This is a genomic window from Oribacterium sp. HCP3S3_B9, from assembly GCF_052064255.1.
Classification (GTDB): domain Bacteria; phylum Bacillota; class Clostridia; order Lachnospirales; family Lachnospiraceae; genus Oribacterium.
Window position 1 is genome coordinate 15269 of the sequence record NZ_JBQHVY010000008.1, and the last position, 15257, is coordinate 30525.

11 protein-coding genes are annotated in these 15257 nt (G+C 54.2%); all 11 read right to left on the reverse strand.

What is annotated here, in order from left to right:
* Nucleotides 1-44 precede the first annotated feature (44 nt).
* On the reverse strand, nucleotides 45-1364 hold the full coding sequence (locus ACTNC3_RS05760; RefSeq protein ID WP_410042951.1) for a M18 family aminopeptidase: 1320 nt from the start codon (nucleotides 1362-1364) through the stop codon (nucleotides 45-47).
* 212 nt (nucleotides 1365-1576) lie between these two features.
* Nucleotides 1577-2125, reverse strand: coding sequence for a shikimate kinase (locus ACTNC3_RS05765; protein ID WP_441226778.1), 549 nt, complete (start codon nucleotides 2123-2125; stop codon nucleotides 1577-1579).
* Nucleotides 2126-2228: 103 nt separating this feature from the next.
* The gene (gene ppdK, locus ACTNC3_RS05770) at nucleotides 2229-4862 is read right to left on the reverse strand and encodes a pyruvate, phosphate dikinase (RefSeq protein ID WP_410042949.1); all 2634 of its coding nucleotides are present in this window, start codon (nucleotides 4860-4862) and stop codon (nucleotides 2229-2231) included.
* 277 nt (nucleotides 4863-5139) lie between these two features.
* The gene (locus tag ACTNC3_RS05775) at nucleotides 5140-5841 is read right to left on the reverse strand and encodes a response regulator transcription factor (RefSeq protein ID WP_410042948.1); all 702 of its coding nucleotides are present in this window, start codon (nucleotides 5839-5841) and stop codon (nucleotides 5140-5142) included.
* 3 nt (nucleotides 5842-5844) lie between these two features.
* On the reverse strand, nucleotides 5845-6891 hold the full coding sequence (locus ACTNC3_RS05780) for a sensor histidine kinase (RefSeq protein WP_410042947.1): 1047 nt from the start codon (nucleotides 6889-6891) through the stop codon (nucleotides 5845-5847).
* Between the two features lie 167 nt (nucleotides 6892-7058).
* Nucleotides 7059-8453: a glycine--tRNA ligase gene (locus ACTNC3_RS05785; RefSeq protein WP_410042946.1), complete on the reverse strand. Its 1395-nt coding sequence runs from the start codon at nucleotides 8451-8453 to the stop codon at nucleotides 7059-7061.
* A 144-nt stretch (nucleotides 8454-8597) separates the two neighbouring features.
* Nucleotides 8598-9242 (reverse strand): DNA repair protein RecO, encoded by a 645-nt coding sequence (recO, locus tag ACTNC3_RS05790; RefSeq protein WP_410042945.1) that lies wholly within the window; start codon nucleotides 9240-9242, stop codon nucleotides 8598-8600.
* 5 nt (nucleotides 9243-9247) lie between these two features.
* A complete protein-coding gene (era, locus tag ACTNC3_RS05795; RefSeq protein ID WP_410042944.1) occupies nucleotides 9248-10144 on the reverse strand; it encodes a GTPase Era in 897 nt (298 codons plus the stop codon).
* Nucleotides 10141-13107: an insulinase family protein gene (locus ACTNC3_RS05800; protein ID WP_441226779.1), complete on the reverse strand. Its 2967-nt coding sequence runs from the start codon at nucleotides 13105-13107 to the stop codon at nucleotides 10141-10143. The genes era and ACTNC3_RS05800 overlap by 4 nt, the downstream gene beginning before the upstream one ends.
* A gap of 16 nt (nucleotides 13108-13123) precedes the next feature.
* The gene (locus ACTNC3_RS05805) at nucleotides 13124-13981 is read right to left on the reverse strand and encodes a YdcF family protein (protein WP_441226780.1); all 858 of its coding nucleotides are present in this window, start codon (nucleotides 13979-13981) and stop codon (nucleotides 13124-13126) included.
* Nucleotides 13982-13986: 5 nt separating this feature from the next.
* The gene (locus ACTNC3_RS05810; protein ID WP_441226813.1) at nucleotides 13987-15237 is read right to left on the reverse strand and encodes a peptidase U32 family protein; all 1251 of its coding nucleotides are present in this window, start codon (nucleotides 15235-15237) and stop codon (nucleotides 13987-13989) included.
* Between the last annotated feature and the right edge of the window lie 20 nt (nucleotides 15238-15257).

Here is a 15257-nt window from a genome sequence, read left to right on the forward strand (position 1 = left end):
TCAGCATTCGCCTGTTCCACGGGCTCATCCACACATGATCATGATCAGAAGATCAGTCTGTAATTGCCGTCCCCGTTTCCTTCAAAGCTCGAGCTGAACAGTACCCGCGCCGCCTCGATCAGATACGCGGTATCCCGCGCACCGGCCGTCTCATACGGAGAGTGCATCGCGAGCTGTGGCAGTCCGATATCGACGGTGTTCAGCGCAACCTGCGCCTGCGAAATATTTCCCAGCGTCGAGCCGCCGAGCATATCGGAGCGGTTGGTGAAGGTCTGACATGGCACAGCTGCCTTCTTACAGATCGCGCGCATCACAGCGCCGGAAACACCATCGGTCGTATACTTCTGGTTCGCGCTGTACTTGATGACGATTCCCCGGTTCATATACGGGCGGTTGGTCGGATCTGCCTTCTCGGCATGGTTCGGATGCACGGCATGTGCATTATCTGCAGATACCATGAAGCTCGAAGCGATGCTCATGAGGTACTGCTCCTCGCTGCGTCCCATCGCGCGGCTGATGCGCTGGAGTGTATCTTTCAGGAAGGTGCTGGCGGCACCCTGTTTCGTACCGGAGCCGACCTCCTCGTTATCATAGACACAGTGAACAGCGATGGACTGTTTCAGCTCGGCCGCGAGGAAGCCCTTCAGAGATGCAAATGCACACTGGAGATCATCCAGACGTCCACTTGCGATGAACTCGCCATGGAGGCCGAGCGTCGTTCCCTTCATGCGGTTATACAGGAAGAGATCCGTATCCAGGATGTCCTCCACCTGCACAGCTGCCTCGTCTGCGATCAGCTGCATGAACTGGTTCTTCTCCTCACCCTGCTCACAGAACAGCGGCAGCATATCCACCTGTGCATTAAATGCATAACCGTCATTGACCTGACGATTCATATGGATCGCCACGTTCGGAATGATGAGAAGATCCCGATCAACATTGACCAGCTTCGTCGCGATGCCCTCCTCCGTCTGAACGACTACACGACCGGCAACGGAAAGCGGACGATCCAGCCATGGTGCACAGAGCATACCGCCATACTTCTCGACATTCAGCTTGACATAGCTGTTGTCCACGACGATCTCTGCGTTCGTCTTGATCTTAAAAACCGGTGAATCGCAGTGGCTCGCCATGATCTGGAAGCCCTTATACTCACCCTCCGGTATACGAAAGGCGATGATGGCCGAATCGTTCCGTGTCACATAGTAGCCATGGCCCTCGGACAGTGTCCACGGGCAGCCCTCATAGAGGCGGGTGAAACCGGCGTCCTCGAGTTCCTTCTGCATATTGGCTACTGCATAAAATGCATTCGGGCTATGATCCAGAAAATGGAGCAGTTCCTTATTCACTTCCTGATGATTCATTTTCTATCCTCACAATCTGTGTAAAACATGACGATTATTCGCAAGTGGAATATGTCTTATTCGTGAAAATTATATTATAGCTTCGTTAATTTCGCAACAAAATTATAAAAAAATTATAAACTGGCGCAGAATAAGCGCCAAAAGCAGCATACAAAAACCGCGTTATTGCGCACTTTTCAACACAATAACGCGGTCCTGTACTATTTATATAATTATGAGTAATCCTTCATTTTCTGCATAATTTCACAGCAGATCGTCTCCACATCCTTCCCGTCCGTCGCGACGCATATATCCGCTGCCGCCTCATACGCCGGCCGGCGCTTCTCCTGCAACATACGGATATACGCGACATCCATATGTCCGTTCAGGATCGGACGATCCGCAGAATCCTTCACCCGAAGGAGCGTCGTCTCCGGGGTCGCCGTCAGAAAAACAATGATGCAGGATGTACGCAGATTTTTAACATTTTCCGGATTCATCACGAGACCCCCGCCACAGGAGATCACCGCCGCATGCACATCCTGAAAACGCAGCACCACGTCGTGCTCAAGCTGCCGGAAATACGCCTCTCCATCCGTCGCAAAAATCTCCGTAATCGGGCGTCCCTCCTGGCGCACGATTTCCTGATCCGTATCGATCTCTGTCAGTCCATACAGTGCTCTGAGTGCATGTGATACTGTCGTTTTTCCGGCACCCATAAAACCGATCAGCGCGATGTTTTTCATTTCTTCTTTATTTAGTCCGCTATGATCTCCAGCCATAATTCCCCCCTGTCCATACCTGTGTACGATATAAAACACCGGAGAATGTCGAGGACAGTCTCCGGTGTTTATCATCACTTATTTAATCCACGATCCTGTGAAATTACTTTCTCGGATTGTTGATCTCAGCCTGTGCTGCTGCAAGTCTTGCTACCGGTACACGGAACGGTGAGCAAGATACATAGTCGAGGCCGATGTTGTGGCAGAACTCTACAGAAGAAGGATCGCCGCCGTGCTCGCCGCAGATACCGCAGTGGAGGTTCGGGTTCACCGGCTTACCAAGCTTCAGTGACATATCCATGAGCTTACCAACACCCTTCTGATCGAGCTTTGCGAACGGATCCTGCTCGTAGATCTTGGTGTCATAGTAGCTGTTCAGGAACTTACCGGCATCATCACGTGAGAAGCCGAAGGTCATCTGTGTAAGGTCGTTTGTACCGAAGCAGAAGAAATCAGCCTCTGCAGCGATCTCGTCAGCTGTAAGAGCAGCTCTCGGGATCTCGATCATGGTACCAACCTCATACTTGAGCTCTACGCCAGCCGCTGCGATTTCCTCGTCTGCGGTCTTTACGACGATGTCCTTCACGAACTTGAACTCCTTCACCTCGCCAACGAGCGGAATCATGATCTCCGGAACGAGGTTCCAGTCAGCATGTGCTTTCTTTACCTCGATGGCTGCACGGATGATCGCCTGTGTCTGCATAACTGCGATCTCAGGATAGGTTACGGTCAGACGGCATCCTCTGTGACCCATCATCGGGTTGAACTCGTGGAGACCGGTAATGATCGCCTTGATCTGCTCAACCGTCTTGCCCATCTTCTCTGCAAGCGCCTTGATCTCCGGCTCCGTGGTCGGAACGAACTCATGAAGAGGCGGATCCAGGAAACGAATGGTAACCGGGTTGCCTTCCATGGACTCGAAGAGCTGCTTGAAATCATCCTGCTGATACGGCTCGATCTTCTCGAGTGCCTTCTCACGCTCTTCTACCGTATCCGAGCAGATCATCTCACGGAATGCTTCGATTCTCTCCGGGTCGAAGAACATGTGCTCTGTACGGCAGAGGCCGATACCCTCCGCACCGAGCTCACGTGCCTTTGCAGCATCGCGCGGTGTATCCGCGTTGGTTCTTACGCCGAGCTTTCTATACTTATCAGCCCAGCCCATGATACGACCGAAGTCGCCGGAAATCTGAGCATCTACGGTAGCGATCTTACCCTCGTAGATGTTACCGGTTGTACCATCGATTGAAATGAAATCTCCCTCCTTGATGGTCTTTCCGCCGAGTGTGAACTTCTTGTTCTCCTCATCCATCACGATATCACCGCAGCCGGATACGCAGCACTCACCCATACCACGGGCAACAACGGCTGCATGGCTGGTCATACCGCCACGAACGGTCAGGATACCCTCGGAAGACTTCATACCTGTGATATCCTCTGGGGAAGTCTCGAGACGAACGAGAATCACCTTCTCGCCACGTGCGTTCCACGCCTCTGCATCCTCTGCAGTGAAGACGACCTTACCACATGCCGCTCCTGGGGAAGCACCGAGGCCCTTACCCATCGGAACCGCTGCCTTCAGCGCATCCTTATCGAACTGCGGGTGAAGAAGTGTATCGAGGTTACGTGGATCGATCATCGCAACGGCTTCCTTCTCGCTTCTCATGCCCTCATCTACGAGGTCGCAGGCGATCTTCAGCGCAGCCTGTGCGGTTCTCTTACCATTTCTGGTCTGCAGCATGTACAGCTTACCGTGCTCAACGGTAAACTCCATATCCTGCATATCTCTATAATGCTTCTCGAGGGTCTCGCATACCTTTACGAACTCTGCGAATGCCTCCGGGAACTTCTGCTCCATCTCCTGGATGTGCATCGGCGTACGAACACCTGCGACAACGTCCTCGCCCTGTGCGTTCGTAAGGAACTCACCGAAGAGGCCCTTTGCACCGGTAGCCGGATCTCTCGTGAAGGCTACACCGGTACCACAGTCATCACCCATGTTACCGAATGCCATGGACTGTACGTTTACAGCAGTACCCCAGGAATATGGGATATCATTGTCACGACGATAAACGTTTGCACGTGGGTTATCCCATGAACGGAATACGGCCTTGATTGCGCCATAGAGCTGTGCCTTCGGGTCTGCCGGGAAGTCCTCACCGAGTGCTTCCTTATACTTCGCCTTGAACTGCTCTGCGAGATCATGAAGATCCTCTGCGCTCAGCTCGACATCGAGCTTTACACCCTTCTCTTCCTTCTTCTTATCGATCAGCTTCTCAAACTCGCTCTTGGAAACTTCCATAACGACATCTGAGTACATCTGAATAAATCTTCTGTAGGAATCCCATGCCCAACGTGGGTTACCGGACTTCTCAGAAAGAACCTTTACAACGTCCTCGTTAAGACCAAGGTTCAGAATGGTGTCCATCATACCCGGCATGGAAGCACGTGCACCGGAACGTACCGATACCAGAAGCGGATTCTCGTGATCACCGAACTTCTTACCGGTAATCTCCTCCATCTTTTCGATATGCTCGTCGATCTGACCCATGATCTCCGCATTGATCTCACGACCGTCCTCGTAGTACTGTGTGCAGGCCTCTGTCGTGATGGTGAAGCCCTGTGGAACCGGGAGACCGATATTGGTCATCTCTGCAAGGTTTGCACCCTTACCACCCAGAAGCTCACGCATGTCTGCGTTACCCTCCGTGAACAAGTAAACCCATTTCTTAGCCATCGCTTATCCTCCTAATCCTATGTATGTTGATGAGTGCATCTCTTAAAAAAAGGCCGTACACATGGACGGCGATCTCTGCAAAACGACTCATACGATTTAACCCATGTCGAGGAAAAATCTCTATTCGAATTATACTTTAGGAAAAATTGTTAGTAAAGTCTGAACAGAAAATGTAAACGTTTACATCGTGAATTATTTTTCCCACACAAAAAAGCCTAAGAAATTCCATCGTAAATCAAAGAATTTCAAAGGCTTTATAAATCTGGACAGCTCACGGTCAGACCTTAAAGCGGTATCCGACACCCCAGATGGTTTCGATATACTGTGGCTTCGCAGAATCCATCTCGATCTTCTCGCGGATCTTCTTGATATGCACCGTGACGGTCGCGATGTCACCGACGGAATCCATCTTCCAGATCTCCTTGAAGAGCTCCGCCTTCGTGTATACATGATTCGGATGCGAGGCGAGGAAGCAGAGAAGGTCGAACTCCTTCGTCGTAAAGGTCCGCTCCTCTCCGTTCACGAATACGCGGCGGGCACTCGGATCGATCTTCAGTCCATGAATCTCGATGACCCCGCTCTCCTCCCGGCCGCTGCCGACGAGACGTGCATACCGTGCCATGTGCGCCTTCACCCGTGCCACCATCTCCGAAGCAGAAAACGGCTTCGTCACATAATCATCGGCACCGAGACCAAGCCCTCGGATCTTATCGATATCATCCTTCCGTGCAGAAACGATGATGATCGGTATATCCTTCATCTCCCGGACCTCCTTACATACCTGGAAGCCGTCCTTTCCCGGCAGCATCAGATCCAGGATGATGAGTGCATAGTCGCCCTCCAGTGCCTTCTGAAGACCGGTATCACCATCGGATGCGATATCGACGGAAAAGCCGGAAATCTCCAGATAATCCCGCTCCAGCTCCGCAATCGACTGCTCATCCTCTATAATCAGTATGTTCTTCTTATCCTCATCCATAGTTTACGCCTCCTTCGGGCTCTTGATGTATTTACGTAAAACGAAATGAATCGTGGTTTCCTCGCCCTCCTTCGAGCTCGCCCAGATCCGTCCGCCACTGTCCTCTATGATCTTCTTCACGATGGAAAGGCCGATACCGGATCCCCCCTTCATCGAATTGCGCGAGCTGTCCGCCCGGAAGAAACGCTGGAAAATATACGGCAGATCCGAGCGGGAGATGCCCTTTCCGTTATCCCGGATATTCACCTGGATGAAATCCCCGGCATCCTCCAGACTCAGCGCGATCTCCTTTTCTTCCTTATCCATATATTTCACAGAATTCGAAATGATGTTACTGATCACCTTCCGGAGCTGCTCCGGATCCGCGATCATCTCCACCTCCGGGTCGATCGTATTGCGATAGCTGAATCGGATTCCCTGCGAATCCATATCGAGTCCGATCTCCTCCGCACAGTCCTGGAAATAATCCTTCACACAGATATGCTGAAAATCATACGGGATCTTATCCGACTCGACCTTCACATAGTAGCGCAGCTCGTCGATCAGGCGATCCATCTCCGCCGCCTTGTTGTTGATGGTCCGAATATACTTCCGCTGCATCTCCGGACTGCTGGCGACCCCATCGAGCAGGCCCTCGCTGTAGCCCTTGATCGCCGTCAGCGGCGTCTTCAGATCATGGGCAATGTTGGAGACCAGCTCACGGTTGGCTGTATCGTTTCGTATCTTCTCCTCCTGGGTTTCCTTGAGACGAATCCGCATCTCATCGAAGGCCTGCATCAGCTCACCGAACTCGTCGTTCGTCTCTGCTTCCAGCGTGAAATCGAGATCTCCGGACTCGATGCGCTTCGCCGCCGCCTTCAGCTCATCGACCGGACGCACGATCCCCATATAGATCCAGCAGATCAGAAAAAGACCTGCAAGAATCAGAATCGCCATATTCGTTCCCATCGTGATGTCTCCGCGGAACATCAGAAACATCAGCACCAGTGGCAGCACCGTGCTGACGAAGAAGCTGACGCCCACACGCCCCATCAGTCCTATATGCTTCATAAGCATTCTCTCCTGTTTCAATCCTCTTCTACTATACAGGATTATATTATAATTTCCATATGTTACGAATTTGTGAAGTAAACCTCCGTCGAGAGCCCAAACACTCCGTTTACCAAAAGGCCCACCCCGAATCCCGGGATGGGCCTCTATTCAGACGCTATAAAAACTTAGAATGCGAGTTTCTCCTCGAAGTAGCTCTTCAGCTGATCGATCGGAATACGCTCCTGTGCCATGGAATCACGCTCACGGATCGTGACGCAGTGATCGTTCTCCGAATCGAAATCATAGGTTACGCAGTACGGTGTACCGATCTCATCCTGTCTTCTGTAACGCTTACCGATGTTTCCACGGTCGTCGTACTCGACGTTCCAGTACTTCGCAAGCTCATCATGGATGGCCTGTGCCGGCTCTGCCAGCTTCTTCGAAAGCGGAAGGATACCTACCTTTACAGGTGCGATGGCCGGATGGAAACGAAGGACGGTACGCTCATCGCCACCCTCCAGCTCTTCCACATCATATGCTGCGCAGAGGAAGGCAAGGGTGACACGATCCGCACCGAGGGACGGCTCAATAACATACGGGATGTAATGCGTGTTGGTCTCCTCATCGAAGTAGGTCATATCCTGACCGGAGGTCTTCTCGTGCTGTCCGAGATCGTAATCGGTTCTGTCCGCGATACCCCAGAGCTCACCCCAGCCAAACGGGAAGGTGAACTCGAGATCGGTGGTTGCCTTCGAATAGAAGCAGAGCTCCTCCGGAGAGTGGTCTCTGGCACGAAGCATATCCTTCGGAATGCCGAGCGAAAGCAGCCAGTCAAGGCAGAACTGCTTCCAGTATGCAAACCACTCGAGGTCCGTATCCGGCTTACAGAAGAACTCGAGCTCCATCTGCTCGAACTCTCTCGTACGGAAGGTAAAGTTACCCGGTGTGATCTCGTTACGGAAGGACTTACCGATCTGACCGATACCAAACGGAAGCTTCTTACGGGAAGAACGCTGTACATTCTTGAAGTTTACGAAGATACCCTGTGCGGTCTCCGGACGGAGATATACGGCATTCTTCGCATCCTCTGTAACGCCCTGGAAGGTCTTGAACATAAGGTTGAACTGACGGATACCGGTGAAGTTATGCTTACCGCAGGTAGGACATGGAACCTGATGTTCCTCGATGAATGCTTCCATCTCTTCCTTCGACATCGCATCCGCGGAACCACCGATATCGATACCGTTTGCCTCTGCGAAATCCTCGATCAGCTTATCTGCACGGAAACGCTCGTGACACTCCTTACAGTCCATCAGCGGATCGGAGAAGGATGCGAGATGTCCGGATGCGACCCAGGTCTGCGGATTCATCAGGATCGCGCAGTCGATACCGACGTTATATTTGGATTCCTGAATAAATTTCTTCCACCAGGCTCTCTTTACGTTGTTCTTTAACTCAACGCCGAGATTGCCGTAGTCCCAGGTATTTGCGAGACCACCGTAGATCTCAGAACCCGGATAAACAAAACCTCTTGACTTCGCAAGAGAAACGATGGTGTCCATGGTGTAATTCTTTGGCATGTTTTCCTCTTTCTGTCGCCGGAGTGCGACCAAGAATAAAGTTAATCAGTACTGCGCCGATAGACGCTTCATCCAACTATACATCGGGACCGTCGAAAAATCCAGCCCCTGCCTGTTTTTGCGCCCGTACAAACAGACGTCGCGTCACAGTGCTTTCAGGATATCGAGCGAGCGGAAGTGGTACGGCAACGCGTCGCGGAGCACGAGATCCACGTTCTGCGAAAACTCGATGAGTACGCCCGGGGTCAGCGTGAAGGTGTAGAGCTTCGTGAGCGGCGACTCCAGTACATACTGCCAGGCATAGCAGCAGGCGTCGGAGGCCTCGAGTGGCGGAAGCTCTGTGTACTCGCCATTTAAAAGGAGCACCCGAAGCTCGTAGATACGCCGTACCAGCTCGTTCGGGATACTCTCCTTCAGAATCGCCCGGAGCGACAGGTAGATGAGATTCACCAGCTCCTCCGCCGGAAGATTCTCCTGGGCGACGAGCTCCGCCAGCTCCAGCAGATACGAACCGTAGCAGGCGTTGACGAGATCCAGCGCGATGTCCTCGAAATACTCGTTCACCTTCACCGAGCGGAGATTATAGCCGGCCCTTCCCTTCGTCACGCTGAACGCACCGAAGACGAAATTCCGTGTCGCCGCCATGAGCGGGGAACCCGGCTTCTTCGCGCCCGACGCCCAGACGGTGATCTTTCCCTGCTCCTTTGTGAGAACACAGAGCCGCTTATCAAAATCACGGGACGAGGCCGAGTTCAGCACCAGCCCGTGAAAAACAAGTTCCTCCTGCATGGCGCTCAGGTCTCGTCCTTAAAGCCGTAGTTCTTCAGGAAGGTATCCGAATCACGCCAGTCCTTTCGTACCTTGACGAAAAGCTGGAGATTCACCTTATCCTCCGTCATACGCTCGATCTGGATACGGGCACCGGTACCGATGCGCTTCAGCATCGCGCCGCCCTTTCCGATGATGATACCCTTATGCGCATCCCGCTCGCAGACGATGGTCGCCTTGATGTCCCAGATGCCGGTCTTCCGCTGGTGCATCTCGTCGATCAGCACCGCGATGCCATGTGGCACCTCATCCTTCAGCTTCCGAAGCGCCTGCTCACGGATCAGCTCACCCGCGATCTCACGCATCGTCTGGTCGGTCACGGTATCCTCATCATAGTAACGAGGCCCTTCCGGAAGGTACTGAAAAATCACCTTTTTCAGTTCGTCAATGTTTCGGGCACGCGCGGCAGAGACCGGAACGATCTCTGTGAACTCCATAAGGTCACGATACTTCTCGATGGCCGCCGTCAGCTCGACCGCCGGATCCTTCAGGGTATCGATCTTATTGATCACGAGGATCTTCGGCTTGTCGTACTTCTTCATCACCTCCGCGATGTGCTGCTCACCGGCGCCGATATAGGTGGTCGGCTCCACGAGCCAGACGATAACATCGACGTCCTCGAGGGTTTTCTCCGCCACATGGTCCATGTACTCGCCGAGCTTATTGGCCGCCTTGTGAATACCCGGCGTGTCGAGAAAGATGATCTGGCCGCGTTCGTCGTCATAGACCGTCTGGATACGGCCACGGGTCGTCTGTGGCTTCTCCGAGGTGATGGCGATCTTCTGGCCGATCACGTGATTCATCAAGGTTGATTTTCCTACATTCGGGCGCCCCACGAGCGCCACAAAGCCTGTCTTGATCATTTAAAAAGCTCCTCTGTTGTCAGGAAGAGATCCTGATGTGCATCGATTTCTGTTCCACTGCCGATGGTGCAGCCGGCACCGGTCGCCAGCACCGCCTCCACATAGTCCGAAAGTGCGCGGATATCCTCTACCGTCGTCGCGAGCACCTGGTCGCGCTCTCGCTGCAGTGCCTCGTTCGACACATGGGAGAGGAAGGCGCTGACGCTGAGGGCGGCAACATTGGCGTTCGTACGCGGCGTATCCAGCTCACTGATGGCGCCGATGATGTACTTCGTCATATCCCGCTCGCTTGCGCTGAAGCTCCGGATATACGCCGGAAGCGCCTCATAGCAGGCCAGGGTCTCCTGAATATGCGGATCCCGGTAGGAGCAGAGATAGCCCTCACCGGAGCGGCCGAAGCCGGCCATGCAGCCATAGGCGCCGCCCTTCACACGGAGATTGAGCCAGAGATAGTCGTAGTTCAGAATCATCTTCAGTACGCGCAGGGCACCGGTATACGGATGCTTCGTCGGATCGTACCAGCCGGCCCTGGCGACATAATTTACCTGGGACGGGGTTCGGAAGCCCTCGTTCCGGCTGCCGTGGAGGATGAGCTGCGGCTTTTCTTCATCGGCTTCTGTATGGGTACCGGCGATATAGTCCGCATCCAGTATCTCGCGGAGCAGCTCCTTCTCGCGAAGATCACGGCGGTAGTTTTCCTTCCATGTCGGATAGATCTGCTCGAACGCCGCGATGCCCTGTGGCTCCGCCGTTATCGACACAAACATGTTCTCAAGGCGGAACAGCTTATCCGCGATCTCCCAGAGCTTCCGGCCGAGGGTCGTCGGATCCGCATGGAAGGCATCCGCGACGCGGTTGATGAAGTGGTAGTAGCTGATGCCGCCCACGAGATCCTGGTATCGTCCGGTGCCGGAGAAGCAGGCGCTTGCACGGTTCACGGCATAGCTGTGGCCGGCGCCCTCGATCTTCATCCGCTCCCGGGAGCGGGCCTCCGCGAGGATCTCCGCCATCCGCTTCGTATCCTCGAACTTCGTCGTATGCAGGATCTCACGGATCAGTGCGAGGACACGGTCCAGGTGCTCGTAGAGCAGCTTCACCTCCACACTGAAGATGCCGGTATAGTGATTATAGTGATCGAGGTCCGGATACGCGTTCATATCGAAGTTCATGCCGCCGGTATGCAGCAGAACATCCGAGGACAGGTCCTGGAAGCTATGCTGCTTCGTATCCATATACGCGAGCACGGTCTTCAGGAAACCAGCGTACGGCAGCTCCTCCTCGGTGAGGCACTGCGTATTGAAATTCAAGCGGAGATACATCACGCCGCGGGTATCCCGACTCGTCTCGAGCAGCAGAGTATCCTCCACCCGCTTCTCCTCCCAGTGATAGCGCTCGGCCTGCTTTCCGATATCAGAGATGCTGAGCAGCGGAAGCTTCCGGAGGTTTTCGTCGGAGGTCGGTTCCTCCTGATAAGCCTTCAGCGCCTTCGTCTGGTCAATGCAGGCGATCCGCTCCGCCTGTGTCATCCCTTTTTTCATCGTCGCCAGCTTCTTCGCGAGCGCCTGCTCCCGTTTCTCGGTGAGCCCGCGCTCCGGCTTACAGATCACGAGGGCTGCATGCGGATTGTCCAGCAGACACTCTGCGATCAGCTTCTCGAAGTAGCCATGCTTCGCGTCCTCGCGGAGCTCCTGATAGCACTGCGTACAGAAGAGATACTCCCATGGTTCCCGGCCATAGAGCCAGGTATCCATCGCAGTCAGTGCATAGACGAGGCCCTTCGGTGAACGTCCGTAGTCCGCCTCACGGTACTGGAACTCATCATGATTGATGGCGGCGAGGATCGCCTGCTGGTCGAGGCCCTCCTTCACCAGCTTCCGGAGGGTCGTGTCGATGATGGAGAGGAAGCGCTTCTTATCCTTCGCATCCGCGCCCTTCGTACAGACAGAAAAATACGGCTGGCGGATACCATCCTCGAAGCCGCCGAAGATATCATCTCCGATACCGGCCTCGACGAGGGCCTGCTTGAGCGGCGCACCCGGTGAGGAAAGCAGCACATAGTCCAGGATATCGAGGGCGAGGTTCCGCTTATTATCGAGTGCATCCACCACGACGTTCCAGGCGAGGTAGGTATTTTTTGTGAGCGACTCATGCGCTCCGACGGAATACGCGATTTCCTCCTCATGGAGCTCGGTAAACGCCGGCTGCAGCGGGATATCGGAATCCGGATCGATCGCATCGAACTCCGAGAGGTAGGCCTCATCGAGCCACGCGAGCTTCTTCTCCATATCCATATCGCCGTACAGGATGATGTAGGCATTGGACGGATGATAGTAGCGCGCATGGAACGCGCGGAACTGGTCGAAGCTAAGCTCCGGGATCACCGCCGGATCACCGCCGGACTCGTTCGCGTAGCAGGTATCCGGGAAGAGGGCGTTCATGATGTAGCGCTCGAGCACCGACTCCGGGTTCGAGAAGACACCCTTCATCTCGTTGTAGACGACGCCGTTATAGCGAAGCGCATCCTGCTCGTCCATCATCTCATAGTGCCAGCCCTCCTGCTGGAGGATACGCGGATCCTCGACACAGTTCGGATGGAACACCGCGTCGAGGTAGACATCCATCAGATGCTCGAAGTCCTTCTCGTTGCGGGAGGCAACCGGATACACGGTCTTATCCGGATACGTCATCGCGTTCAGGAAGGTGTTGAGGGAGCCCTTTGCAAGCTCCACAAACGGATCCTTCAGCGGAAACTTCGCAGATCCGCACAGCACGGAGTGCTCCGTGATGTGGGCCACGCCGGTGCTGTCCTCCGCCGGGGTGCGAAAGGCGATACTGAAGACCTTATTGTCATCCGTGTTCTTCATGGTAAAGATGCGGGCACCGCTCTTCGTATGACGGTAGATGCACGCATCGGTCGAAAGTTCATCGATCCTTCTGGTCTCGATCAGCTCATAATTCTTCATTCAGCTTCCTCTTTTTCTATATATTTCCGATCAGACGATCCTTGAAGACCGCGATGGCTTCCCGAACGCTCAGGTGAACGAGCATCAGTTCACTCGTCTCGGTCGCCATCGGACAGGCATCCGGATAGCCGAAGCGCGCCGCGATGCGGCAGGCCCGGAAGAGATTAAACTCGGAGGTGATGATCCCGAGGGTGATCGGCTTTTCCTCCCCCAGGATGACCCCGATTTCCTCCCCGTCTGTACTGCGCAGCGGCACCATAAGTCCCGGGTGCGTCTTCGCTCTTTCCCGGAGACGGGCCTCCTGATCCTGCTGTATCGTTCGAAGCGAGAAGCCGATCTTCTCCTGCGTGGAGTGGGAGTAGAACTCGAGCAGAAGACGGTTCTCCGGGATGCCGGCCTTGATCATGTAGTAGTACATGACCGTCGCTTCGGTGCTTCGATCATAATCGCTCCGGCCGCCGGACAGCACGAAGATGGTGTCCGGATTTTCCTTCGCATACGCGACGGCACAGTCCAGACGCTTCTTCAGTGACGGTGAGATCCGGTTATCGACGAGATCTGCCCCCATCACGATCACATAGTCGAGGTTCTTCTGCTCGACCGTATGTGCATTAAAGAAGATCGTGCCGAGAAGCGCGAGCAGCACCAGCATCCAGAGACCATAGCTCGTAAAGATGAACACGAAGGGGCCTGGATGGATCCGCTTCTTCTCCCGCTGTTTTCTGCGGACATAGCGTACCAGTGCAAACATAAGGAACTGGACCGCTGCAAAAAGCGGCCAGAACCATAGAAAGCTGGTCAGTCCATGAATCATGATGATCGCGATCACATACAGCAGGGACGCGACCCCCAGAACGATGAAAATTCCTTCCATACGCGTTAGTCAAGCGCCTGCTTCTCAGCGCTTTCCTTTCTGATGATATCGCCGGCCTCCGGAGCTGTACTGAAGCGCACCTTCAGCTGCTGACAGGCATGCGAGCAGGATGTCTGTACGACATCGGTCGCCGCATCCCGGATCTCCAGCACCGTGATCGGCAGATCCCGGCCATCCGGCTTCATGATCTCGAGCTGCTCTCCCACGGAGAACTTGTTCTTCTGCTCGAGGTAGCTCCAGCCCTCTGCATCGCTCTCACGGATCGTGCCGAGGTAGATGGAACCCGTCACATAGGTGTTGCTGTCATAGATATGATCATCCTGCGTCGGACGTCCATAGTAGAAGCCCGTCGTAAACTCACGGTAGGTACACTTCGCGATTTCCTGCTTGTACCACTCCATGTTGGCGCGGTACTTTTCTTCGCTCTCCTTATAATCATCGATGGCCTTGCGATAGGTCCGTGCGACCGTCGCAACATAGAGCGCGGTCTTCATACGTCCCTCGATCTTCAGTGAATCGATGCCGGCCTCGATCAGCTCTGGAATATGCTCGATCATGCAGAGATCCTTCGAGTTAAAGATATAGGTGCCACGCTCGTTCTCAACCACCGGAAAATACTCACCCGGACGGGTCTCCTCGACGAGACTGTACTTCCAGCGACACGGATGTGTGCAGGCACCCCGGTTCGCATCGCGACCGGTCAGGAAATTACTCAACATGCAGCGCCCGGAATAGGACATGCACATCGCACCATGCACGAAGGCCTCGATGTCCATCTCCTCCGGAATATGACGACGCAGCTCCCGGATCTCGTTCAGGCTCAATTCACGTGCACAGACGACCCGCTTCGCGCCGAGCTGCCACCAGAAGAGGAAGGTCTGCCAGTTCGTGTTGTTCGCCTGGGTCGAGATATGCAGCTCGATGGACGCCGGAAGGACCTCCTTCGCGATCATAAACACACCCGGGTCCGCGATCAGCACCGCATCGATGCCGGTCTCCGCCAGCTCCTGGAAGTAGGTACGCACACCATCGAGGTCGTAATTATGGGCGAAGATGTTCGCGGTGACGAAAACCTTCACCTGATGTGCATGTGCGTAGGCGACACCCTCGCGGATCTCCTCCAGTGTAAAGTTTTTTGCATTGGCCCGAAGACCGAAGGCCTCACCGCCTAAGTAAACGGCATTCGCCCCATAGTTCACGGCGGTCTTTAATACGTCCAGCGAACCTGCCGGAATCAAAAGCTCTGTTTCTTTCAGCATATGCTCTCTCCATCTAT

Bases quoted from the DNA above. Each gene is read 5' to 3' on its own strand.
- ACTNC3_RS05765 (WP_441226778.1), bottom strand. From the start codon at position 2,125: ATGGCTGGAGATCATAGCGGACTAAATAAAGAAGAAATGAAAAACATC.
- ACTNC3_RS05800 (WP_441226779.1), bottom strand. From the start codon at position 13,107: ATGAAGAATTATGAGCTGATCGAGACCAGAAGGATCGATGAACTTTCG.
- ACTNC3_RS05780 (WP_410042947.1), bottom strand. From the start codon at position 6,891: ATGAAGCATATAGGACTGATGGGGCGTGTGGGCGTCAGCTTCTTCGTC.
- ACTNC3_RS05775 (WP_410042948.1), bottom strand. From the start codon at position 5,841: ATGGATGAGGATAAGAAGAACATACTGATTATAGAGGATGAGCAGTCG.
- ACTNC3_RS05785 (WP_410042946.1), bottom strand. From the start codon at position 8,453: ATGCCAAAGAATTACACCATGGACACCATCGTTTCTCTTGCGAAGTCA.
- ACTNC3_RS05805 (WP_441226780.1), bottom strand. From the start codon at position 13,981: ATGGAAGGAATTTTCATCGTTCTGGGGGTCGCGTCCCTGCTGTATGTG.
- ACTNC3_RS05760 (WP_410042951.1), bottom strand. From the start codon at position 1,364: ATGAATCATCAGGAAGTGAATAAGGAACTGCTCCATTTTCTGGATCAT.
- era (WP_410042944.1), bottom strand. From the start codon at position 10,144: ATGATCAAGACAGGCTTTGTGGCGCTCGTGGGGCGCCCGAATGTAGGA.
- ppdK (WP_410042949.1), bottom strand. From the start codon at position 4,862: ATGGCTAAGAAATGGGTTTACTTGTTCACGGAGGGTAACGCAGACATG.
- recO (WP_410042945.1), bottom strand. From the start codon at position 9,242: ATGCAGGAGGAACTTGTTTTTCACGGGCTGGTGCTGAACTCGGCCTCG.